The organism is Roseivirga sp. AWQ4_251 (assembly GCF_056158225.1).
Map to the genome: position 1 here is coordinate 2,298,395 of NZ_JBSWSW010000001.1, position 24,096 is coordinate 2,322,490.

The window sequence follows — 24,096 nt, forward strand, 5'->3', positions numbered from 1 at the left end:
CCATGAGAGCTAATAATCATCCATCCCCTCCTCGCCTGGCAGAAAAGCTATTGCTCTGGTTCCTGAAAGATGAACTGGCAGAAGAGGTGTTGGGCGATTTGGATGAGAAGTTCTATCGTACCGCAGAAAAACATACTACTCGAAAGGCAAGACGTAACTATTGGTATCAGGTCATTAATTACTTAAGGCCATTCGCTTTGAAATCAGGAAAATTGAGGATAACAAACAACATCATGATAACTCAGAATCTCAAAAACGGTTATCACCATTTGCTGAGAAATGCTGGTTACACATTAATAAATGTTATTGGACTAGCTATTGCAATGGGTGTCTGTTTGACCATCTACCAATACATTGATTTCGAAAAGAGTTATGATCGCTTTCACACTAAAGCGGAAAATATTTATCGCTTGGTAAGAACTAACTCGGAAAACTCTAACAAAACTGGTTCAGTACTGCAAACCTACGCTCTGGGGCCGGCAGCCAAAGAAGAAATTCCCGAGATCAAATTGGTAACAAGAATCCGATCTCATTACGATGGAATATTGATAGTTACCGATCCTCAAAAAAACACACCTCTTAAAGAAAGTGGAATACTCAGTGTAGATAATTCCTTCTTCGAAATGTTTGACTTTCCTCTACAACTGGGGGATAAAAAAGCTGCGCTTGATGCCAAAAACAAAGTGGTGATTAGCCAGGATGTAGCACACAGACATTTTGGAGATGAAAATCCTCTGAACAAAACACTTAAGGTTAGAGGTGGAGCCGTTAATGGAGATTTTATTATTTCAGGAGTTTTAGAGCCAATTCCCACCACAAGCCATCTTCAATTCGATCTCTTGTTTCCTATAGAAACTGAAATTGAGCGCTATGGCTTCATGAATATGAATGGATGGGATGGAGGCAGTGACTTTGCTACCTATTCCCTAATCAATGACCCAACCAAGCTTCCTTTTATTGCAGAAAAGATAGATGGCATTATTAAAAGTCACGCCAAAAACATCACTGGGTTAGCAATCAGTTTTCAGTCACTTGCAGATATTCATTTAAAATCAGCCTATGAAAACGATGTCGCAACGGCCAATGGTCAAGAACTGGACATTATCCTTTTTTCAATCATTGCATGCTTTCTATTGCTCATTGCCTGGGCCAATTACATTAACATGGCTACGGCCAAAGCATTAAAGCGCATCAAGGAAGTAGGGATTAAAAAGGCAATTGGTGCATTTCGATCTCAATTGATTGGCCAGTTCTTGGCTGAATCATTTTTGATTAATCTATTTGCGGCAACATTAGCCATTGGGGTTGCTTATTTCTGCTTGCCTCTTCTTCGGGAAACAATAGATCAACCTATCACATTTAACCTGTTGGCAAGCCCTTCATTTTGGGCATATGCATCAGCAATTATCGTTCTAGGCACATTGCTATCTGGCTTTTATCCTGCCTTTATTTTATCTGGTTTCAAACCAATTAATATGCTAAGCGGACAAGTAGCCAGAACTCGTGGCCTTGGTTTAAGAAAAGGGCTAATCATCTTCCAATTTATGATTTCGCTTTTGCTCATCTCAGGCACCTATGTGATATACAATCAAATCTCCTTTATGAAACATAGGGATTTGGGTGTTGATATGGAGAAAATACTGATTGTTGAAACTCACAGAACAGGGCAGCCATGGGCTTACCATAAAGCAGCACAGGAAACATTCAAGAACGAGGTTAAAAAGTATGCTTCAGTTTTGGATGCAACAGGTTCAGGCAGAGTACCCGGAAGAGGTTTTAATGCAAGAGCACAAATTCGCAAGCCGGAAACAGCAATTAACGAAGGGCATTCAGGCGACATGATTTATGCGGACAATGATTTTATTTCGACCTACGGCCTTAAATATATTGCCTACGATTCTATTACTACTGCCATTTATGAAGCAGGCAAGGCAACGGTGATCAATAAAAATGCAGCATATACCCTTGGGTTCCAGTCTGCCCAAGATGCGATCAATAAGAAGATCATTGCCGGCAGAGACACTTTTGTTGTTAAAGGAGTAGTTGATGATTTTCATTGGGGATCTTTGAAAGAACCCTATAGTCCTCACCTCTTTCTTGTTCGCCCTGGAGGTAGAACATACTTCTCCGTTAAAATGAATTTGGCCAACATAAAGGAGACCTTAGATCATATAGAAAGTTCGTACCGTTCAGTTTTCCCCGAAAACCCATACAATAGCTTTTTCCTTGACTATGATTTTAACAGGCAATACAAGTCTGATTTGCGATTTGGAAAACTATTTGCCGCATTTTCAACCTTAACCATTTTCATCGCCTGCATTGGCCTTTTTGCTCTGGCTTCTTATTCTACCACGCTTCGTACAAAAGAGATTGGTATTAGAAAAGTCTTAGGAGCTAAGGTAGCTCAGCTTATCATTTTGCTTTCGAAAGAATATCTCTGGCTTATTTTAATAGTCATAACGGTAACGACTCCTATCATTTTCTATCTGGGAGAGAATTGGCTCGACAACTATGCATTTCGAATTAACTTAGGCTTAAAAGTCATTGCCATTCCTGCTATTGTTTTATTAATGATCACGGTTTCTACAATATGGTATCAAACTTACTCTAGAGCAAAGTCCAATCCCGTGAAATCCTTGCGATCAGAATGAAGAATTCGAAAAACCATATCACCCCTCCCCGATTAGCTGAAAAGCTACTCCTCTGGTTCCTAAAAGATGAACTGGCAGAAGAGGTTTTGGGCGATTTGGATGAGAAGTTCTATTCAACTACAAAAAAACACTCTATCCGAAAGGCAAGACGCAATTATTGGTTTCAGGTCATAAACTATCTGCGTCCGTTTGCTTTTCGGTTTTTCAAACTCAAAAAGTCAAACTCAGCAACTATGTTCAAACACAATCTTTTGATCAGCTACAGAAGTTTTCTTCGGTTCAAAGGAAATTTCTTCATCAATCTAATCGGCCTTTCCTGTGGACTGGCCTACACACTGCTCATTTACCTCTGGGTGAATGATGAAATGTCGTTCGACAGGTTCCATGAAAATGATGACCGAATCTACCAGGTGCTTCAGAACGACATGAGCAATGGTGAGGTCATAACTATCCCCTACATGCCTGGTTTATTGGCAGAAACGCTCGAAGCTAACTATCCTGAAGTTGAAGAAGCCACCCTGGTTATACCTCCCAGTTTCTTTGGAAACAAGGCCTACATTTCCTCAGGAGAGAAATTCATACAAGCTACAGAACAATTCGTTGAGCCTAATTTTCTCCAAATCTTCTCCTTTCCGTTGATTCAGGGAGACAAGGAAAATGCTCTTAAGGACAAGTCGTCCATATTGATCTCAGAGAGCATGGCCCATAAGTTATTCGGGCAAACTGACGATGTCATTGGCAAAACGGTTGAATGGAATGAGAACAGCACCTCAGGCAATTACATGATAACCGGAATCTTTAAGGATGTACCTAAGAACTCTTCTCAGATGTTCGATGTGCTGCTGAACTACGATTTAATACTCGATAGCCACGAGTTTATGAATGAATGGGGTAACAGTAATCCATATGGCTATGTAATGCTTAAAAAGGGTATCTCATCTGAGTCCTTCAACAACAAGATTACAAACCTCATCAAAGCACATGATGAACGCTCCAAATCCACTTTGTTCATCCAAAAGTATTCTAAAACATACCTCTATGGCAACTACGAAAACGGAGTGGTTGTGGGAGGCAGAATTGAATATGTGAGGTTGTTCTCACTGATAGCCCTTATCATTCTGATTATCGCCTGCATCAATTTCATGAACCTGTCTACTGCAAAGGCCACTGTAAGACTGAAGGAAATTGGTGTAAAGAAGGCACTGGGAGCCAAGAGAAAAACTCTGATTTCACAGTATTATACCGAGTCGTTTCTGCTCACTATTCTTGGCTCTTTACTTGCTCTTTTAATTGTTTGGCTGGTATTACCTCAGTTCAGTGCCATTACCGGTAAATCTTTAATACTGAAGCTTTCGTCAGATGTTGTTCTTGCCATCTTAGCCATCATTTTTATTACCGGTCTTCTGGCGGGCAGCTACCCTGCTCTTTACCTTTCCAGGTTCAAAACCACTGATTCGCTAAAGGGAAAGCTTTCTCAGGGCTTCAAAGATATCTGGGCTCGAAAAGGGCTGGTGGTTTTGCAGTTTGTAGTTGCCATTATTCTGATTACCTGCTTCACGGTCATTTCAAAACAAATTGAATACATACAATCTACCAACCTCGGCTACCAAAGAAACAATGTGCTCTACTTTAGCAATAACGGTTTAAAGTCTGAGGGCTACGAAACCTTCCTGAGCCGAATTGAAAGCATTCCGGGAGTAGCCCATGTAACTACCACCGGGCATGATTTAACCGGAGACAACGGACACACCAGCGGACTAAAATGGCCAGGCAAAACAGCTGACCAACAGATTGACTTTATGAATCTGGAAATGGGCGTTGGCTTCATTGAAACGGTTGGAATTGAATTGCTAGAAGGAAGAACATTCGATAAGTCTGTAGGTAATATTCGAAAGGAAATCATCTTCAATGAAACCGCTATTAAGATGATGGGCCTGGAAGACCCCATTGGAAAAACCATTCAGCTATGGGGAAACGACAAGAAGATCATTGGTGTGGTAAAAGACTTTCGGGCTCAGTCACTGTACAGTTCTATGGAACCGACATTCATCCAAGCCTATCCCATGGTAGGTAAAACCATGGTAAAAATTCAGGCAGGCACAGAACAACAGAGTCTGGCTCAGCTTCAGTCTCTCTATGAAGAATACAACCCCGCTTTTCCATTCGAATATGAATTCATAGATCATGACTATGAAGCCATGTACCAGTCAGAAAGAAGGGTTGCTTCACTTTCCAAGCTTTTTAGCCTCATAGCTATTGTCATTACCTGCCTGGGATTATTGGGACTTACGGCCTTCACTACGGAAAGAAGATCTAAGGAAATTGGGATTCGGAAAGTGCTGGGAAGTGAAAGCTGGAGAATAGTGATACTCCTAACCAAAGATTTCACAAAAATGGTCCTGATGGCTTTGGCTATTGCTCTTCCCATTGCTTATCTAATCAGTAATCAATGGCTCAGCAACTTTGCCGAAGGTATTGAGTTGAATGCCTGGTATTTTATAATTACCGCCTTGTTTACGCTCCTCATTACCTGGTTCACTTCAGGTTCTTTGACCATAAAAGTAGCTATTCGAAACCCGGTTAAGTCTTTAAGGTCTGAATAAAACCCCTCTGTATCTCCCCTTAGGGGAGAATTTGAAATGAGAAAACCAAAAGAAAATATCAAACCTCAATCCAAATTTCCCCCTTCAGGGGGAATACAAGGGGGTGCACCTCCCCGACTAGCTGAAAAACTACTCCTCTGGTTTCTGAAAGATGAGCTGGCAGAAGAGGTGTTGGGCGATTTAGACGAGAAGTTCTATTCAACCTCCGAAAAACATTCAACACGAAAGGCAAAGCGCAACTATTGGTTTCAGGTCATAAACTATCTGCGTCCGTTTGCTTTTCGGTTTTTCAAATTCAAAAACTCAAATACTATGTTCAATCACAACTTTAAAGTGAGCTACAGACAAATGCTCAAAAACAAAGGCTACTCCTTCATCAATATTGGTGGACTTGCCATGGGAATGGTAGTAGCCATGCTCATCGGACTATGGGTCAAAGATGAACTGACTTTCAACCAATATCACAAAAACTACAATAGCATAGCCCAAATGCTACGAGTAGAATCCGATGGGCTAGGTGGAACAGCCGTAAACAATGCCCTGGCAACCGGCATGGGTGCATTAGTGCGAGAATCTTTCCCCGACCAAATAGAAGACCTCTTTATGGTAAGAGCCCGAAAGCAAGTGCCAGTAATATCCAATGGTGATAAGAAATTTCGCGAAACAGGTATTTTTCTGGAAGAAAATGGACCGAGCATACTGACATTAGAAATGGTTTATGGCAGCATTAATGGCTTGAAAGTAACTCGTTCCATTATGCTCTCTGAAACACTTTCTAAAAAGCTTTTTGGAGAAGAAAACCCAGTCGGTAAAACCGTAAAACTCAATGCCGACAAAGACTTATTAGTTGGTGGTGTTTATAAAGACTTACCTAAGAACTCTAAGTTTTCAGAAGCGGCATTCTTCTCTCGACTTCTCCTACTTTTCAGGGAAAATGATGAGTTTATGAATGTTTGGAACAACTACAACATAGACATCTATGTAAAATTGGCCAACAATGTAAATCAAGAACAGCTTGCCGAACTTATTACCGAAAAGATCAAAGGGCACTATGATGACTGGGCAAAAGAATCAGGTCAAACTTTTATACTACATCCTATGCAGGATTGGCACTTGCGTTCCGAATGGATCGATGGCAAACCAGTTTTGAGCAAGGAAATGAAATTCGTCAGACTCTATGGAGCCATAGGCATTTTCGTATTGCTCTTAGCCTGCATCAACTTTATGAATCTAAGTACGGCCAGATCAGAAAAACGAGCCAAAGAAGTGGGCATTCGTAAAACACTTGGTTCACTGAGGCAGCAATTGGTCACGCAATTCTATATGGAATCATTCCTTTACACGATTTCTGCCTTTGGACTTTCTCTAATATTACTTTGGGCATTACTCCCTTGGTTCAATGAAACAGCTGGCAAAGGTATTGCTGCACCTTGGAATCTCCCTGAGTTCTGGCTAGCATGTACGGCTTTTATCTTGTTCACCGCTGTAGTTTCCGGCTTTTATCCTGCCACTTACCTTTCGAGTTTCAAGCCTATTAAAGCTTTAAAAGGTGGGCTGAGACCTGGTAAAGGTGCATCTCTTTCCAGAAAAGTATTGGTGGTTTTTCAGTTTACCATTTCCATAGCCTTGATCATTGGCACCATTACGGTAAACAACCAAATCCAAGCCGCTAAAGACCGTCCTATTGGCTATTCACCCAAAGGGATGATTGCATTGGCTCCAAGTTCTCCTCGATTTGGTCAGCAAAAGGAGCTCATGAAACAAGAGATTCTGAATACAGGTATGGCCGAAGCTGTTGGCTTTTCTAATTACCCAGTAACCAGCACATTGGGTTGGAATCATGGTTTTTCATGGGAAGGCATGGATCCTGGCTTTGATCAGTCTTTCAACACCATCACCATCTCTAATGGCTATGCCGATGCGGTTGATATGGAATTCATAGCCGGTAGAGACTTCGATCCGAACCGTGAGACAGACAAGAACGCCATCATTATCAATGAATCGGCCATGAAGGCCATGCAACTGGAAAACCCAATTGGCACAGTAGTAAAATACAATCCAAGTTGGCGCGATGCTGTCAACTATACAATTATTGGTGTGGTAAAAGACATGATTAAGGGTTCTCCGTTTCAACAAACCGATCAGTCCATTATGTTTTTGGATCAGGAGTACACCAGTTATATGTACATTCGCTTGAACCCAAGTGTAAGTCCAAGCGAATCGCTTGCAGCCATCGGTGAAGTTTACAGCCAAATTCTACCAGAAGCCCCATTCGATTTTCACTTTGCCGATGACCAGTACAACGAAAAATTTGAGGCCGAACTCAGAATTGGCAGCTTAGCCAAGTTCTTTACCCTTCTCGCCATTTTAATCAGTTGTTTGGGACTTTTTGGACTTTCTTCCTTTATAGCGGAGCAACGCACCAAAGAAATTGGAATCAGAAAAGTGCTAGGAGCAACCGTACTCAACCTTTGGCAATTGCTCTCAAAAGACTTCGCTTGGTTGGTGTTGATTTCTTGCTTTATCGCCATTCCAATTGCCTACTATGTGATGCAAGATTGGCTTAACGGATACGAAGTCAAAACTCAACTCTACTGGTGGGTATTTGCTATGGCGGGATTCGGTGCAATTTTCATCACTCTAGTTACAGTGAGCTTTCAATCCATTAAAGCTGCCATTGCGAACCCTGTAAAGAGTTTGAGATCTGAGTAATATTTTTTGGTCTGAAGATCATTCTCTTCAGACCGATCTTTTGATTGTTTGGCTATCTTATGTGTTCATTTGATATGATCCCATATGAAAACGCTATTTCTTGTTGCCCTTCTTCTTCCTTTGCAACTCTTGAGTCAGAACTCATTTAAATCATTCGATAACACACGAATTGCCTTTACGGATGAAGGTAAAGGTGAAGCTGTAATTTTGATCCATGGCTTTATTAATAGTGGTGATTCTTGGAACGGGACAGCGCTTAAAAAAGAGCTACTCAAAGTGGGCTACAGAGTTATCATTCCTGATTTGAGGGGAAATGGAAAAAGCGACAAGCCACAACAACCTGAGGCATACTCAAATGACGCTGAAGTTAAAGATTTAAAACTGCTGGCTGACTTTCTTAAGCTCCCAAATTTTATGGCGATAGGTTATTCTCGGGGCTCAATCGTTCTAGCAAAATGGATGACAAAAGACCCTAGAATAAAAAAGGCTGTTCTTGGCGGAATGGGCTTAGATTTCACCAATCCTAATTGGCCAAGACGCATCATGTTTGCCGATGCATTTTCAGGAAGGTCGCCCTTAAATTCAGAAACGGAAGGTGCTGTAAATTATGCTAAAGCCATTGGTGCAGATTTAAAAGTTTTGGGTTGGCTTCAAGATTTTCAACCCGTTACTTCGGTTCGGGCATTGAAAAAAATCAAAATCCCTGTTTTAGTTATTGCCGGAGATTTAGACCATGATAATGGAGAACCTCAAGCATTAGCGAAAATCTTACCCAACAGCACTTTGAAAATTGTATCGGGAGACCATAACAACACAGCCAAAACTGAGGATTTTGCCAAAGCAGTGATCACATTCTTACAAGATTAAATCTCTAAGAATTCCATATACAAGAAGGAGCTCATCATATCAATAAACTCCTTCTATTGAATTCAAAATTAGATATCCGCTACCTTCTGCATCGTATTAATATCCACATGTGGCCAAATAAATTTAGGACCACTAGGCTTAGTTGAAGGAGGAAAAACCAGATCGATAGTTTGTGAATATTGAAGCTGCCAAGAACTACCTCCATTTTCATTTAAAACTTCTTCCAGCCAAAAAACAGAAGTCATTTTTGTAGCATCAGCATTTTTGGTAATAAATGGCGTATTTAAAATACCGCCCGTTTCAGCTTCAGAAGAAAGATGTAAAGTAATAACCTTCCCAAACTTCTGATTTTCAACAGCCTTTTCTAACACCAAATTGGGGTTTCCTTGAGGAAAGTTGGGAAATCTGGGTTCACGTTGATACTGAGTTTCACCATAACCTGCTAGCGTTTGCCCAGTGGTGAGTGTAGGGCCGGTACTTGCCACAGGAAAATCGAATTTCCCTTGAGTTTCAACGGATCTGCCCATCAATAAAATTGAATTCCCATGAGGAATAGTGCCCAATCTAGCCACATTCAGTCCAGTATTGAAATCAGTAATATTCAATAACATTCCTGTTTCAGCATGAATTTCTGTGCCTTTGCTAAAACCACGTGCATTGCAGAAATCAGAATCGCAATCGCTAAAAACCTTCTGTTCGTAAACCAAACCCACAATGGTCTGATCTCCATCAGGCCCTCTATTTCCCGCAATTACTGCTGGCGTAAAAGACCAAGTTTCGTAATATGGAATTACTTCCAAAACAAAACCATCTGAAGCAGGTGTAAAATCCGATTTGCCAGGAACGGCAATCACATTCCACCCCATTCCATCACCCGGTTTGCTTTCCCATTTTCCTTGAAAACCTTGGAGAACCCCAAGATCAATGTCGTTCGTTTGTGCTTTTGTCAAAAGTTTGGCCCCTAAGACCGAAGGATGTACATTTCCCATAATGCGCATTAATTAAAAAGTGAATTGATAATTTAACACCTCAAATTACACGCTTTAATTTAACTATACCATTATTTCGTTAAACTTTAAAAGTTAAAAAATAAAAAACTCAAACAATGTTCAATTCATTACCTCCATCATTAAGCTTTATATCTTCTGCTTCGCGAAGGAACTAGGTCATAAAAGTTGAACAAGTCCATTTCTTACCCAGAACCCTCACCGCTTAAGGAAATTCGGTAGTGAATTTTCAGTATTCTCAACTTCTTTAGTAACAGCTTTCTATACAGAATCAACCAAAACCGCCTTTATAATGAAAAAAGCTTCACTTCTTTGTCTTTTCTTGGTCTTCTTGATTTTTGCTTGTCAACCTGAAAACAAAGTGGCACCTGACAGTTTTACCGTTACAGGAACCATCAAAGGATTGGATACTGAGTACATGTCGAGGAGTTATAAAGATGCTAATGGCAATCGGGTTTCAGATTCCATTTTTGTGGAGAATGGCCATTTCAGTTATTCAGCAAAATTAAGTGAGCCTGAGTTTATCATTTTTTGGCCGAATGTAGAAAGTACAATGAAACGAACTGGCAGAGGCTACTATCCTGCCAAATCTTCTCAATTTGCATTTTTAGCAAGTCCGGGTGATCATATAGAGTTTAAAGGAGAAATCACTGATTTTGTGAATGCCTACCCAACGGGCACCAAAGCCAATGACGATTTGGCAAGTATCAATAAACAGATTTTCCCTCTTCTGAATCAAGCGGTTAACCTGCAATTGAGGTTAGACAAAATGGATAAAAACGATCCCAATGCGACTGTACTTAACGATTCTATCAATCTGCTGAACGATAAGGTTGATGAAATGAAAAAGGATTTTGTCTCGAGCCATTTGAGCTCAGAAGCTGCTGCTTGGTATTTATCGGACATGATGGTAAGAAGCCAAGTGTCACAAGAAAAAGCCATTGAAATGTTCAAAGCCATGGACAAAAATTTAGCGGATTACCCTTACTACAATGCTGTGGCTATGCGTGTAGAAGGCATTGAATCCACCATGGTTGGCAAAATTCTGCCGAATTTCGTTACCGATGCCACACCTTCAGGAGAAACCTTTGAGTTTAACAGCTTAAAGGGAAAATATATTCTGGTTGACTTTTGGGGAACTTGGTGCGGCCCTTGTGTAGCCGAAATGCCAACGGTGAAAGAGTACCAAGAGAAGTACAAAGATCAATTGACGATTTTGGGAGTAAATAGCGGGGATTCTATGGAGAAAATGAAAAAATTCATTGAGTTGAAAAATTACGATTGGCAACAGGTTTTAGCACAAAATGGAGAACAGGATTTGGTGCTAAAGTTCAATGTGGCCGGCTTTCCCACCAAGTTCATTCTAGGACCCGATGGTGAAATTCTGAACCGTTTTGTGGGAAGTACCGAAGAAGCCTTTGGTGTATTAGATGAACTTCTTCAGTAATCTCGCATCCTTTTCTAAACTGAATGCGTGCATATGAAAAATCACTATGGAAAGCATTCCCGTTCGGCAACTTCATTCATTTAACAATGAACCTGAATTAGTTTCTGGCTTTAGCCTTAGAAGCCTGGAAACCCTGATGAACGGTTCCGATTTGGAGCAGCCACTCCATCGGCATGACTTCTACTTTGTGCTCATTCTACAAAATGGAAGCGGAATTCATGAAATAGACTTTAAATCTTTCTCCATTAAGCCTAATAGCGTGTTTTTTATGCGTCCTGGCCAAGTTCATCGGCTCCACTTAAATGCAAAAAGTTCAGGTTATTTATTACAGTTCGATGCAGCATTCTATCATCCTGAGCACAAAACATCAAAATCGTTGTTGCGGAAAGTTGGTCGTACTAACCTCTTTCAATTCAATACAGAAAGCTTTGTAAAGATTGAAGAGACACTCAGCAGAATGCTTGAAGAATTCGACCAGAAGAAAGAAAATCATGAACTTTCAATAAAGGCATACTTGGAGGTTTTGTTAGTAGAACTCAGCAGAAAAGATGTAACCCAGACCGAAACGCCAGAAAACCTATATAAGAATGAAAGGCTGGACGAACTGTTTTCTCTTCTAGAAAAGCATGTGGCAAACAAGAAACAAGTGAGTCAATATGCCGAAATGATGAATCTTTCAAGCTATCAAATTAATGCCATTTCAAAATCAACTTTAGGAAAAACCTGTTCCGCACTTATTAACGAGCAAATTATACTCGAAGCCAAAAGGCTCTTGCTTGCCACCCAAAGTCAAGTGAGTGAAATTGCTTACACCTTGGGCTATGAAGATGCATCATACTTCGCCCGATTCTTCAAGAAACAAGTCGGCATTTCTCCTGAAACTTTTAGAAATAACTTTAACTAAGTACCCGTCAACTTGATTTTTGTCCTATAAATGAGCTTCACCTCAGGCTAATTTTGCATGAAGAAAATCAGAAATTATGAATCAAACTTGGGACGATCAATACAAACAAAGATGGGACGACCGCTATAAACAACCCGAATTCGCTTATGGCAAAGAACCCAATCAGTTTTTCAAGCAATGGCTTCCTCAATTCGAAGCTCAATCCATTTTAATGCCAGCAGAAGGCGAAGGCAGAAATGGTGTTTTTGCTGCTGAATTGGGTTGGAAAGTTTCGGCTTTCGATCTAAGCATAGAAGGCAAGCAAAAAGCTTTACAATTGGCCAAAGAGCGAAATGTAAACCTACACTATGATGTCGCTGACTTTAGTGACTTGACATTTGAGAACGAAAGTTTTGAAGCCATTGGCCTAATTTATGCTCACTTTTCCGCAGCCAAGAAAACGGCCTATCATCAAGAATTAAAAAGCCTTTTGAAGCCTAATGGCATCATTATTCTAGAAGCTTTCAGTAAATCACATCTCGATTATTTAGCCCAAAACCCAAAAGTTGGCGGCCCAAAAGAGGTAGATATGCTTTACTCGGTAGACGAAATTAAAGCTGATTTTCCCGACTTTGAAATACTCTATTTAAAAGAGGAAGAAATAGAACTGAACGAAGGTATTTATCACTTAGGCAAAGGTTCCGTAATCAGATTTGTAGGGAGGAAAAACAGAATATGAGAAGGTTAAGAGCCAAAAAGATTTTCTATCTTCAAAGTTGATTTTTTACAAACATGAAAAAATTAGCTCTTCTTTCTTTGGTCTTCTGTTTGGCTTGTACCGAAAAAAACATTCAAAACCCTACAAAAATCGATATCGCCAAAGATTACATCAAAGCGCAAAATGAGAGCGATTATAAGGCATCTATCGCTCTTTTTAAAGACAGTATTCGTATGAAAGAAATCGTATATGACATGTCTTATTCCAAGGATGCTTACCTGAACCTATTCCAATGGGATTCTACTTTTAACCCTACCTATAAGATTTTAGAAATCGAAGAATCCCCAGAAGGTGAAGTGCTTATGACGGTTTCCAAAAGTTGCCCACGCATTCTGTTCTTGAATGAAGAGCCCATCGTAACAAAAGAAAAAATGACTTTTGACGGAAATAAAATTCAGCGCATAACCATTACCGAATACAAAGTATTTAACGAGGAAACCTGGGCCAATAAAAGAGCTGAATTGGTTTCTTTTGTGGAAGAAAGCCACCCTGAACTTAACGGTTTTCTTTACGACCAAACCAAAGCAGGTGCTATAAAATACCTTAAAGCGCTGGAGTTATTTAAAGAGGAAAATTAACTTTCGACTATCCCCATTCTACCTAAATCTAAATCGATTTTCTTTCCACCTTCTGCAATGGATTGATAAATCGCTTCTACAATAATCATATCTCGCTTACCCATTTCACCAGGTGCTTTGTTGGGTGCCCCTTCTAAAATATGGAGAGCAAAATCGTCCATTTGAAGTTTTTGCTGCCTTTCGTGAGGAAAACTGATGGCTTCTCCCGTTGAAAGCCTTCCTGCTAAAGGACCATAATTATTAGCGGGATTTAGTTCGAGCCAACCATTATCGAACGCAGAATAATGGCGATTGACATTAGCACTATGCGAAGTGAAAATACTGCCAGTAGCACCATTCGGAAATTCAAACTGCGCGGTAATCGACTCATCCGTATCTTTGAAATATTCAGGATCGGTGCTGTATTCCTGAGCCGTTACCGAAATGGGATTTTGCCCTGTGCCATAAATAGCACCTTGAATAGCGTATACGCCCATATTCATTAAAGCACCTCCACCTGCTAAAGCTTTATTCAACCTCCACTGCTCAGGATTTGATCGGGAACGATAACCCGCCTCAGCAGAAACATAGCGTACTTCGCCAAACGTTTTCTCCCTTACAATTCGCTTTATCTCATTCGTATAAGGCTCCGATTGCAAGCGATAGCCTACAGCCAACTTCACTCCTGCCTTTTCACAAGCTTCTATAATTGCATCACATTCTTTTACGCTTACCGCCATCGGCTTCTCGCAAATCACATGTTTTCCTGCTTTCGCTGCGCGAATACAGAATTCAGCATGCATGGCATTGGGCAAAACCACATAAACAATGTCTATGTCATCATTTTCTGCAATGGAATCAAAATTCTCGTAGTTATAAATATTACCCTTGGGGATATTGTATTTTTCGGCCCAAACTTTCTCCTTTTCTGGTGTTCCCGTAACTACACCGGCCAAATAGCAATGTTGTGTTTCTTGCAATGCTGGAGCCAGCTGACCGGAACTATAAGAACCCAATCCTACCAAAGCAATGCCCAACTTGTTCTGTGGTGAAGCACATGCAGCACTGGCTAACGGAAGTGAGCTTAAAATGGCAGCACTCCCCACGCCTTTCGCTAATTTTTCATTGAAATTTCTTCGCGACATTGGTTTCATATCTTTTGGATTCAAGCCTTATAATATTAGGGTTTAATAGCCTACCATGCCAGTTCAACCGCTTAAAACTTTAGCTATCTCAGCAATTTTCTCCATGTTCAAACCCTTAAAAAAAACATTGTGCTAAATCACTCAGTACTAACACCCTAATGAAATGAAAAAGAAATTGTTTTCATTTCACTAATCAATCATATAAATTAAAGGTGATTTTTTGGCTAGAGAGAAGCCTTTCGATCTGAAAACATTTTTAAACTCACAAACACAATCCCATGAGTAATCATTTGAAAGCTCCCAAATTATTGGGTGGTGACCCCGTGGTTAATGCTAAAAATTACCCGCAGGCCATTCAACAAGCTATTGAAATTGAAATAGCGACCATTCCGGTATACTTATATACCTATTATTCTATTGTAAGAAACCCAGACCAAGGTCAGCTTGAAACCCAGATCAAAGCTGATTTAATTGCAGCCGGTAAAACTGAAAGCGAAGCCGATGGCATGGTAACCGATCTTGCTGCCGATTTGATGGTGTATGCCAACAGAGCTGGCGCCCTAATAATGAGTGTTGTTATTGAAGAAATGCTTCATATGGCCCTTTCTTCTAACATAAAACAAGCAACCGTAGGTGTGCCTGATTTACTTTACAAAACTCCAACTACTTGGCCTGCTTATTTGCCTGGCCATATTCCAGAATTCCCGATCAACAGATCTAAACTTTCTTTCCGATCGCTTTACACTTTCCTGCAAATCGAATCGCCTCACAAGCTTGAAGAACCAGGCACCAACCTATTACTAGGGGCCAAACCTATTGATTACACCACCATTGGAGAATTCTACAATCAGATTATCGACTTTTTAAAAAGTTCCGAAGTAGAATATCACCCTGAAAGACCTCAACTTGTTCCTGGAAAAGGCTATTACACCAACAATACCATCGATACGGTTTATTATAACAGAGAGCATAAACCCGTATTTACCAATGCCGATGACAGTGGCGATTTGGTTTACGTTCACGATGCTGATTCTGCTGTAAATGCAATGGATTTGATTGTGGAACAAGGCGAAGGCCACCAACCCGACCCTAATAGTAGTTTACAGACAGGTTTGAATCCTAATGGAACGGTTAATTGCGCGCATGGCAACAAGGATGATATTGATAATGATCCGGACAAAAAAGACAACTACGATCATGTAGAAGAAGAATCTCACTTCTTCAAATTCAACGAGGTGTACTGCGACATGCACAAATACCTTAACAAATTTGCTGAAGCCATGGGTGTGGATGTGAAAAATGTAGGCGATCAAGATGCCAGCGCTACAACCTACTTCGACCCTGCTAAATTGGATGAAATCAACGACCAGTTCTTCACCAAGTACTTCATTTTGAATGTACCTGAAAACCCAAGCGTAGCCGATTACACCAGTCCGGTAATTCAAAAAGTAGCAACGCTTACCAACGCCATTTACACTTATATTTTCTTAATGAGCGAAGATTGCTACAGAAGATCGGGACACACGCAGTACGAACTGTTTATGTTTGGTATTCATAAATCCATGATTTTCATTCTGAATTCACTTTGTGGTGAATTAACAGGCATGAGCTATGTGGGCAACGATGGAAAAACCTATAATGCTGCTCCTACTTTTGAAGATTACATTTTTGCCACTTCTTCAAGCCCAAAATCACAAATTATCGATTTGTTCAATAGTGCAGTAAGTGCTTACGATGGCATTGCCTATTTAGGTCAGCGTATCCACGATTTACCGGATGTTTCGCTTGAACCCTATTTAGATAAAGAAAAGGGCAAACTTTCTTTTGCTGGCTAATTCAACCTTAAAACTCAGAAACCATGTTTATTTTTGATAACAACCAATTTTTATTCGATAGCTGCGGTGGAAGAGGCAGCAGCTGCGGCAGTTCAAACGGCTGTGGAACCAACAAAAAAAGCGAGAAAGATGTAGTCACTCCACTGGAACTCCATTCTTGCATGGGCTTAAACGCCTGCAAAGGCCACGACAGATTTGGCTCTAACGACTGCGCAGGAATGGGCTATTGCGCAACACAAACTCACGTTTGCCATACTTTGAACAACTGCCGAGGTCAAGGCGGATGCGGCCTTTATGGCGATGCTTCTGAGCAATGCCGCCCAGCCGCAAACGACTGTTCATGGCAAGGCAGCTGCGCCACACCAATTCAAGCGGAACGCTTCAGCACCCAAGGCCCAAATGCAGGCAAAAGCACGTGGTTATTAGCCAGAAAACTGTTTGAAGAGCGCATGGAAAAATCTAAGCGCACCTTTGGCGCTTCGCCATACGAGGCGGGTCCTCCACAAAAATGGCTTCAATCTGTAGCAGCCAATGGAGAATATGATTCTTGCGGAAACAGTGGAGATAAATACTGCTCATTTGGCTTCAACAACCCAGCAGCTAATGCTGAAGAAATGATTAAAAAGAGCCAAGAAGCTTTGAAAGAAACTTGTATTGAGTGCAAGCAAAACGAGGCTTTCGAGCATAAAGAGAGTAAAGAACAAAAATAGATTACACAAGGCTGCCTTTTAAATTACGCTTAAATCTCATGCCCCAAAGTGCTTTAAGGTTAGAGAAAATAAGCGACTTTTGAGGCAGCCTTTTCATTTTTTAATACGTGTCGCATGATGACCAAAGAGCAATACACCGAAGCATTAAAGTTACTACCTAACCTAGGTTTGGGGCTTGGACTTCGCAGCCAACATTTCAAGCATATTACAGAAGAAAATCCTAAGGTAGATTGGTTCGAGATTATCTCTGAAAATTTCATGGATTCGGGCGGAAGACCACGCTATTTCCTCGACAAAATTGCTGAGCAATATCCTGTGGTTATGCATGGCGTTTCGCTTTCCATTGGCAGCACCGACCCTTTGAATTTCGATTATCTAGAAAAACTAAAAGCTTTGGCCACAGCTGTTCAGCCCAAATGGATCAGCGACCACCTTTGCTGGACTGGGGTTCTCGGCCTCAATACCCACGATTTATTGCCCGTTCCCCTTACAGATGAAACATTAAAACACATTTGCGAACGCATAAATCAAGTTCAGGATTATTTAGAAAGGCCCTTGGTATTGGAAAACCCCAGCACCTATTTAAGCTTTCAACATTCCAGTATTGAAGAACCCATTTTCCTTAAACATATGGCCGAAGAAACGGGCTGTGGACTTTTGCTGGATGTTAACAATGTGTACGTTACCTGCTTTAACAATGAACTGGATCCGATCGATTATATAGAAAAACTACCTCACGATCGCATTGTACAAATGCATTTGGCAGGCCATTTACATTGCGGCACACACATTATCGATACGCACGACAGCCATGTAATCGACTCTGTTTGGGAGCTCTTCCGCTTTGCTTGGCAAAAAACTGGCGGCTGTTCTGTTTTGCTGGAATGGGACAATCACATTCCTTCCTTTGATGAATACCATGCCGAAGTTTTAAAAGCCAAAGAATATATGCAGGGCGAAGTTCAGCCTATTGATATGAACCCTCCTGCTAAAACAGCTTCCAATGTTTCGAACCCTGTAAGCTTTTTGGTACCTGAAGTGAGCGCAGAAGTATGAGCGAAAAACCCAACTTACAGGCCACACAAAAATGGATGCAGCAAATTCTGGTTTCGCCTTTAAATTTTGAGACCGACCCTTCTGATTACTTGCCTGAATCGCTTAAAGGTGATGTGGAAAAAATCATTGCCCCCAATAGCCGTTTAAGCGGAAAAGAAAGGCTGATGATTTATCAAACGGGTTACTTGGCTCGTTTGCGCGACTGCATGGAAAAGCAGTTTGTGGCTTTAAAATATGCATTGGGCGATGAGCTTTTTCAGGCTTTTACTGACGATTACCTTCAGCGCTACCCATCGGAAAGTTATACGCTGAGCAATTTGGGCGACCGCTTTGCTTTGTTTCTTGAAGAAACCCGACCCGATAAAGATTTGCCCAAGGAAGAAAGGGAAACCTGGCCTGATTTTATGATTGAATTGGTGCATTTTGAGTATGCCATCAATCAGATTTTTGATGCTCAGTTTGATGCCAATTTTGAATACACTACCAAGCATACAGCCGATGATCAATTAGGCTTAACAGATGGACTGAAACTTTTCGCTTTTCAATTTCCGGTAAATCAATTTTACCAGTTGGTGGTAAAAGAAAACCAGCCCAGCCTCCCTCCTTTTAAAGTTTCGTTTACCGCTATTCTTCGAAAAAAGGATTTTAGAATTGGCCTTTTCGATCTTAACGAAGGACAATTTGGATTTTTAAAGCTGTGGCAAACCCATGAAACTTTCGAAGCCACAAAACAGGCTTTTCTACAAGAAATCAACGGCCAAGAAGAAGAATTCTTAAATGTTTGGCCGCAATGGAAAGCCTACTGGGCCGCCAATGGCTTTTTTAGAAAGTTGTAATCAAAGGTTGGATTGAAAGCTAAAAGAAAGAGAAATTCTAACACCACAAAAACAAAATAATTTTCAGTAGAATTACCCTAAAAAACTGTAAATGTTTTCACCAATCAAAATTTAAAATAGATTGTTTAAGAAGCAAATAAATTAGTAGGCTTCATATAGGGCAAAAGAATGAAATTAGTCTTTTAACATTGGTATACAAGAAGGAATTATAAATTTCTTTAAGATTTATAATTCTTCATTTACAGACATTAACACCCAATTAATAAGGATAACAATTATCGACAATTGAATAATTGATAAGTATGTATTATAAATCTAACGATGCAAGAACTAAATATCTTGAAAGTATTAAAGACAAATACCTGAACAACCAACTTTCAGACCTTAAAGCTCACTGGTATGAATCATGGGAATCTATAAATAATTCTGACATAAGAGATTGGGAAAAACCAGAATACAGAACAACCAGCCTATTTCTAAATGCGGATATCAATACTTTAATTGAAAAACAAGACCCTAGCAGAAAGCAAATGTTCAATTATAGAAAGATGTATAATCCAAAGAGATATGATGCCAAAACATCAAGTATTTTAGATGCGTGGAATCATAAAACACCTCTATTGCCTCCTAGAATAACATTATCTGATAAAGGATATTTTTTGATTTCAGATGGACTTCACAGGACAAATGCCGCACTTTGCCTAAATGAATCAACCATTCCATTTTTTGTTGAAAATAAGGATATCATCCACTTTGGACTTGACGTACTTGATGAATTAGGCAAAGTAGAAATGATACATAAAAGCTTTAAAAAGACATAATTTCTTAACTCAGTTCTTAAATCAAACAGGAAGACTATCATCTTAATTTATTTAGAACAACTCAAACAAAAATTCACATCTCACATTCTTACAATGAAGATAATCACCATTTACAAGTTTACAGTTTAAGAAGATCAATAGCCTAGCTCACAATTACACCTTCAACAAATCACCGATTTTGTCTAACTTGATTAGCTGCAAATCAATAGACATTAACAATCCAAACTCATGGACTATGAATATTATTTAGCGAAATTCAGGAAGTCGGCACAGCAACTTGATCAAGCAATACTAAGCAAAAACCATCTTGAAGTTTACGTTGGGGTTACTTTAAACTCTGTCGTTCTTAAACTATATAAAAAGGAATGGTCGAATGATCAAACCGACCCCATAAATGCAAAAACAAGAATATTTTTTGCCATTTGGGTAAATGACGACACATTAAAAAAGAACAGAGTATTTTACAATATCCATGCACTAAAGCTTCGGGAATTGAAAGGCTACTCTATTGCCAGTCGGGATTTTGCCAATAGTTTCAGGGAAGACTTTTTGAGATTTGACCAGAATTGGAAGAATGCGAGCGTAAAATTCGGGCCATTAACTTTAATGGAAGGTTGGGAAGATTTTGAAAGTGAAAACCTCGATAAGATAATTGTAAGGCTTGCCAATAACTTTGTAAGCATGGCAAATTTAATTGACGACACTCTAGAAAAATTTAAGCAGGCAAAAAACAACTGATAAAAAGCTCAAAACCAATCATCCATTAAGCTCCTATAGTTACATCTTCTCCAACTCATTGATTTTACCTAACTTGACTAGACACATAATCTTCCCAACATGAGCAAGCCAAGCAAATCTGAGATCAGCCAAGAAGTATTCGACCTTTACGATCAGTATGCCCATAACCAAATCGATAGAAGAAGTTTTATCGAAAAACTGTCAATTTATGCTGTGGGAGGCCTTACGGTTTCTTCATTGCTAAGCTTTATCATGCCTGATTATGAGACCACTCGCATGATCAAAGAAGGTGACAAACGCTTAACCTCAGAGTATATCACTTACAATTCCCCCAAAGGTGGTGGTGAAATCAAAGGTTTATTCTCAAAACCCGATGGTGCCAGCGGTAAATTGCCCGGCATTATTGTAGTGCATGAAAATAGAGGCCTCAACCCCTATATTGAAGATGTTGGCAGAAGATGTGCCGTGGCAGGTTTTATGAGTCTCGCGCCCGATGCCCTTACCCCACTTGGAGGTTACCCTGGCAATGATGACGAAGGAAGAGCCATGCAGCGCAAACGCGATAGAGATGAAATGTTGGAAGATTTTATTGCGGCCTATGAATGGCTAAAAGCCAGACCTGAATCGAATGGAAAAGTAGGTGTGGTTGGCTTTTGTTTTGGAGGTGGCATTGCCAATATGATGGCGGTTCGTTTGCCCGAACTTGGCGCGGCAGTTCCCTTTTATGGTAGTCAGCCTTCAGCGGAAGAAGCTGCAAAAATCAAAGCTCCGTTGATGCTTCAATACGCTGGATTGGATACGCGTGTAAATGCGGGATGGCCGGCTTATGAAGAAGCACTTAAACAAGCTGGCGTTGAATATAAGGCCTTTATTTATCCAGAAGTGAACCATGGTTTCCATAACAATACCACTCCACGCTACGATGAAGCAGCCGCTACCCTAGCCTGGGACCGCACGATTGAGTTTTTCAAAAAGCATTTGAGTTAAATAGCAAGGTCAGGAAATTAAATTTCCTGACCTTGCTATCTTAAGCATATTAAAAATCAATAAACAAAAACGTCACCGAACCTAATTGCCTTTTACCCATATTGAATCTCCGATAAGCAGTTTCTTTCCGAAGTTCTCTAAAAATAAAGCTACCTTCTACATGGTATCAATTCATTTGTCTTATGAAGAAGCTGTCATTTCTTACCGCAGGTGCACTCCTACTTATTTTTTCTCTTTCTAATTGTACTACGTCACCAGAGGTTGTTAAAACAACCAAATTCCATCCTAGCGATCCTTTCCAAAAAACATTGGCGAAAAGCCAGTACTTCGAGATTGATGCGAGTGAAGACCATGTTATTGAAGGAAAGGAAGGAACCAGAATTGTAATCCCAAAAGGAAGTTTCAAAAATGCTAATGGTAGTGAGGTTTCAGGAAAAATTAAATTAGAACTCGCTGAGGGACTTTCGCTTGAAACCATGGTTACCTCCAATTTAACTACTACTTCGGATGGTAAACCGCTACAAACAGATGGAATGATCTACATCAATGCCACAGCTAATAATAAACAACTAGTCATTGATAAAAACATCCCCCTCTATATTGAAATACCAACGACAAGACGAATTCCGGGAATGATGGTTTATAAAGGAGAACGTGACAGTTTGGGAAATATGAACTGGATTGAACCTCGTGAACTAGAGAAGTTTCTAACCACAGTAGATTTAGATTTACTCAATTTTTACCCAAGTGGATTTGAAGAAGAAGTTTTCAAAGGACTTCCGTTTAGAAATCACCAAACCGCATCCAAAGAGCTAACGGACAGCCTCTATTATAGCCTTTCTACAAAATGGAGGAATGAGTCTTTAGATGAATCGAACAACCTTGATTTCAACGAAACTTATTATGATACTTTATATGAAGATAGAACTATCACAGACTATGACACTGCCGCTTTTGTTAATTGCGGAATCGACCCAGCAACGATCAAAGTAATTAAGAATGAGAAATTCCAAAACACTCTAATTGCCACTAGAGAATTTGAGACCAGATTACAATCCCTCTTTCGTTTAGGAAATCAACAGGCCTTAGAAATATATATTAATAATTTAGACAAAAACCTTTGGGAATTGGATAGCATGGTTGCACTCTCAACAGAGTCTGAAGATCTCATGATCACGTTTGACGACTTTGCCCAGCAAAAATTGACAAATGTGAAAGGAGCTAATCGATATGCCGCTTTGCTCAAAACTTTCTATGAAGAACAATTGAGTGCTACCAGAAAAGAGTTGGAAGAAACCAAAGAAATCATGGTTAAGGAACTTCAAGCCAAAGCAGAAATTGCGAAAACTATGGTAAATAAATATAAGGTGTTGATTGGTAAAAGGGAAAAATATAGGATGGAAGCCTATGGATTCCAACAAACAAGTACCGGCTGGATCAATATCGATATGGGAACAGAACCTAAATTCTGGGGACCTGAAAAGCTTGAAGTAATGGTTGAAAATGGAAAAAGTTACAATCAAATAAACACATACATTTTCTATTATTATATCAAAAGTCTTTATCGCTTAAATACCTACGATAATGAGTTGTTTTATGTAGGTAATGGGCAAGAAAAAGAAATGCTAATGCCCAAGAATAAAATTGCAGTTCTTATCACCATTGCATTCAAAGGAGACACACCTTTTTTCGCTCTTCAAGAATTCCAAACTTCAACAGAATCATTGATAAACATGAGTTTGCATGTATCAACTATGGAAGAAATAAATCAAGCGATTAAGCCCTACAATAGATTTGGTGAAGAAAACAGCATCGAAAAGGATCTCGAATTCATGACCTTTTTTGCTGAGGAAAGAAAACGCATTACTAAACTTCAGGCCGAACAAAGTTTCATGGATAAGCTCGCAGAAATAGTTTACCCTTGTATGGTATATAATAGCGATTCCAACTTCAATGATCGTTAACAACATTCCTTTACGAGAAAAAACTCACTTCTTATACATTTTAAAACCACAAAGTCAGAGTACTAATATTGCTCTGACTTTGAATATAAACTACAATTGAGGTAAAAATATACAACCCTTTGATTGCTTGCTTATTAATATTAACTACATTTGAGGTAAATATAACTTTATGGGCAAACAAAACTTGGGCGAGTTCGAAGAGATTGTACTGCTAACCGTTGCCATTTTGCATGGTGAAGCCTATGGTGTAGCCATTATAGAAGAAATGGAATCGCGCCTCGACAGGTCTGTTAGTATTGGCGCTTTGCAAACGGTTCTCAGACGATTGGAAGACAAAGGCTTCTTGAATTCTGAATTTGGCGAAGCCACTAACATTCGCGGTGGCAAACGCAAGCGCTACTTCTCTGTCACCACACTTGGCAAAAAGGTGCTTCGCGAAGCGAAAGAGCAACGCATGAGCCTTTGGAACGCTATTCCCAACATAGTTTTGAACGATTAA

The 24,096-nt window shown here is 39.9% G+C and carries 19 protein-coding genes; 17 read left to right on the forward strand and 2 right to left on the reverse strand.

The genetic code is table 11. The features are described 5' to 3' along the window. Positions 1 to 2 precede the first annotated feature (2 nt). From ACXACJ_RS10145 to ACXACJ_RS10160, 4 genes are all read left to right on the forward strand, one after another. Complete coding sequence (locus tag ACXACJ_RS10145) at positions 3 to 2,651, forward strand: ABC transporter permease (protein WP_475134250.1); 2,649 nt, start codon at positions 3 to 5, stop codon at positions 2,649 to 2,651. Then, entirely contained in the window at positions 2,648 to 5,254 is a 2,607-nt protein-coding gene (locus ACXACJ_RS10150; protein ID WP_475134251.1) for an ABC transporter permease, read from the forward strand. The genes ACXACJ_RS10145 and ACXACJ_RS10150 overlap by 4 nt, the downstream gene beginning before the upstream one ends. Before the next feature lie 36 nt (positions 5,255 to 5,290). Next, positions 5,291 to 7,966: an ABC transporter permease gene (locus tag ACXACJ_RS10155; protein ID WP_475134252.1), complete on the forward strand. Its 2,676-nt coding sequence runs from the start codon at positions 5,291 to 5,293 to the stop codon at positions 7,964 to 7,966. A gap of 84 nt (positions 7,967 to 8,050) precedes the next feature. Then, a complete protein-coding gene (locus tag ACXACJ_RS10160; RefSeq protein WP_475134253.1) occupies positions 8,051 to 8,833 on the forward strand; it encodes an alpha/beta fold hydrolase in 783 nt (260 codons plus the stop codon). A gap of 68 nt (positions 8,834 to 8,901) precedes the next feature. Here ACXACJ_RS10160 and ACXACJ_RS10165 read toward each other — a convergent pair whose 3' ends face one another. After that, the gene (locus ACXACJ_RS10165; RefSeq protein ID WP_475134254.1) at positions 8,902 to 9,783 is read right to left on the reverse strand and encodes a heme-binding protein; all 882 of its coding nucleotides are present in this window, start codon (positions 9,781 to 9,783) and stop codon (positions 8,902 to 8,904) included. A gap of 349 nt (positions 9,784 to 10,132) precedes the next feature. On the opposite strand from ACXACJ_RS10165, the gene ACXACJ_RS10170 reads away from it, so the two are divergent. From ACXACJ_RS10170 to ACXACJ_RS10185, 4 genes are all read left to right on the forward strand, one after another. Further along, positions 10,133 to 11,287, forward strand: coding sequence for a thioredoxin-like domain-containing protein (locus ACXACJ_RS10170; protein WP_475134255.1), 1,155 nt, complete (start codon positions 10,133 to 10,135; stop codon positions 11,285 to 11,287). Between the two features lie 46 nt (positions 11,288 to 11,333). After that, the gene (locus tag ACXACJ_RS10175) at positions 11,334 to 12,191 is read left to right on the forward strand and encodes a helix-turn-helix domain-containing protein (RefSeq protein WP_475134256.1); all 858 of its coding nucleotides are present in this window, start codon (positions 11,334 to 11,336) and stop codon (positions 12,189 to 12,191) included. A 76-nt stretch (positions 12,192 to 12,267) separates the two neighbouring features. Further along, positions 12,268 to 12,909, forward strand: coding sequence for a class I SAM-dependent methyltransferase (locus ACXACJ_RS10180; RefSeq protein ID WP_475134257.1), 642 nt, complete (start codon positions 12,268 to 12,270; stop codon positions 12,907 to 12,909). A gap of 53 nt (positions 12,910 to 12,962) precedes the next feature. Continuing rightward, positions 12,963 to 13,526: a hypothetical protein gene (locus ACXACJ_RS10185; protein WP_475134258.1), complete on the forward strand. Its 564-nt coding sequence runs from the start codon at positions 12,963 to 12,965 to the stop codon at positions 13,524 to 13,526. Here ACXACJ_RS10185 and ACXACJ_RS10190 read toward each other — a convergent pair. After that, positions 13,523 to 14,650: a Gfo/Idh/MocA family protein gene (locus tag ACXACJ_RS10190; RefSeq protein ID WP_475134259.1), complete on the reverse strand. Its 1,128-nt coding sequence runs from the start codon at positions 14,648 to 14,650 to the stop codon at positions 13,523 to 13,525. The two genes, ACXACJ_RS10185 and ACXACJ_RS10190, sit on opposite strands and share 4 nt — an antisense overlap. Positions 14,651 to 14,928: 278 nt before the next feature. Here ACXACJ_RS10190 and ACXACJ_RS10195 point away from each other — a divergent pair, with 278 nt between their 5' ends. From ACXACJ_RS10195 to ACXACJ_RS10235, 9 genes are all read left to right on the forward strand, one after another. Further along, on the forward strand, positions 14,929 to 16,485 hold the full coding sequence (locus tag ACXACJ_RS10195) for a ferritin-like domain-containing protein (protein WP_475134260.1): 1,557 nt from the start codon (positions 14,929 to 14,931) through the stop codon (positions 16,483 to 16,485). A 23-nt stretch (positions 16,486 to 16,508) separates the two neighbouring features. Then, positions 16,509 to 17,195 (forward strand): hypothetical protein, encoded by a 687-nt coding sequence (locus ACXACJ_RS10200; protein WP_475134261.1) that lies wholly within the window; start codon positions 16,509 to 16,511, stop codon positions 17,193 to 17,195. Positions 17,196 to 17,309: 114 nt separating this feature from the next. Further along, positions 17,310 to 18,251 (forward strand): MNIO family bufferin maturase, encoded by a 942-nt coding sequence (gene bufB / locus ACXACJ_RS10205; RefSeq protein WP_475134262.1) that lies wholly within the window; start codon positions 17,310 to 17,312, stop codon positions 18,249 to 18,251. Continuing rightward, entirely contained in the window at positions 18,248 to 19,087 is an 840-nt protein-coding gene (locus ACXACJ_RS10210; protein ID WP_475134263.1) for an HvfC/BufC family peptide modification chaperone, read from the forward strand. The genes bufB and ACXACJ_RS10210 overlap by 4 nt, the downstream gene beginning before the upstream one ends. Positions 19,088 to 19,389: 302 nt before the next feature. Further along, positions 19,390 to 19,908, forward strand: a complete 519-nt coding sequence (locus ACXACJ_RS10215; RefSeq protein WP_475134264.1) for a hypothetical protein — start codon at positions 19,390 to 19,392, stop codon at positions 19,906 to 19,908. A gap of 228 nt (positions 19,909 to 20,136) precedes the next feature. Further along, positions 20,137 to 20,646 (forward strand): hypothetical protein, encoded by a 510-nt coding sequence (locus tag ACXACJ_RS10220; RefSeq protein WP_475134265.1) that lies wholly within the window; start codon positions 20,137 to 20,139, stop codon positions 20,644 to 20,646. A 99-nt stretch (positions 20,647 to 20,745) separates the two neighbouring features. Continuing rightward, on the forward strand, positions 20,746 to 21,633 hold the full coding sequence (locus ACXACJ_RS10225) for a dienelactone hydrolase family protein (RefSeq protein WP_475134266.1): 888 nt from the start codon (positions 20,746 to 20,748) through the stop codon (positions 21,631 to 21,633). A gap of 182 nt (positions 21,634 to 21,815) precedes the next feature. Further along, complete coding sequence (locus ACXACJ_RS10230) at positions 21,816 to 23,597, forward strand: hypothetical protein (protein ID WP_475134267.1); 1,782 nt, start codon at positions 21,816 to 21,818, stop codon at positions 23,595 to 23,597. Between the two features lie 169 nt (positions 23,598 to 23,766). Further along, positions 23,767 to 24,096: a PadR family transcriptional regulator gene (locus ACXACJ_RS10235; RefSeq protein WP_475134268.1), complete on the forward strand. Its 330-nt coding sequence runs from the start codon at positions 23,767 to 23,769 to the stop codon at positions 24,094 to 24,096.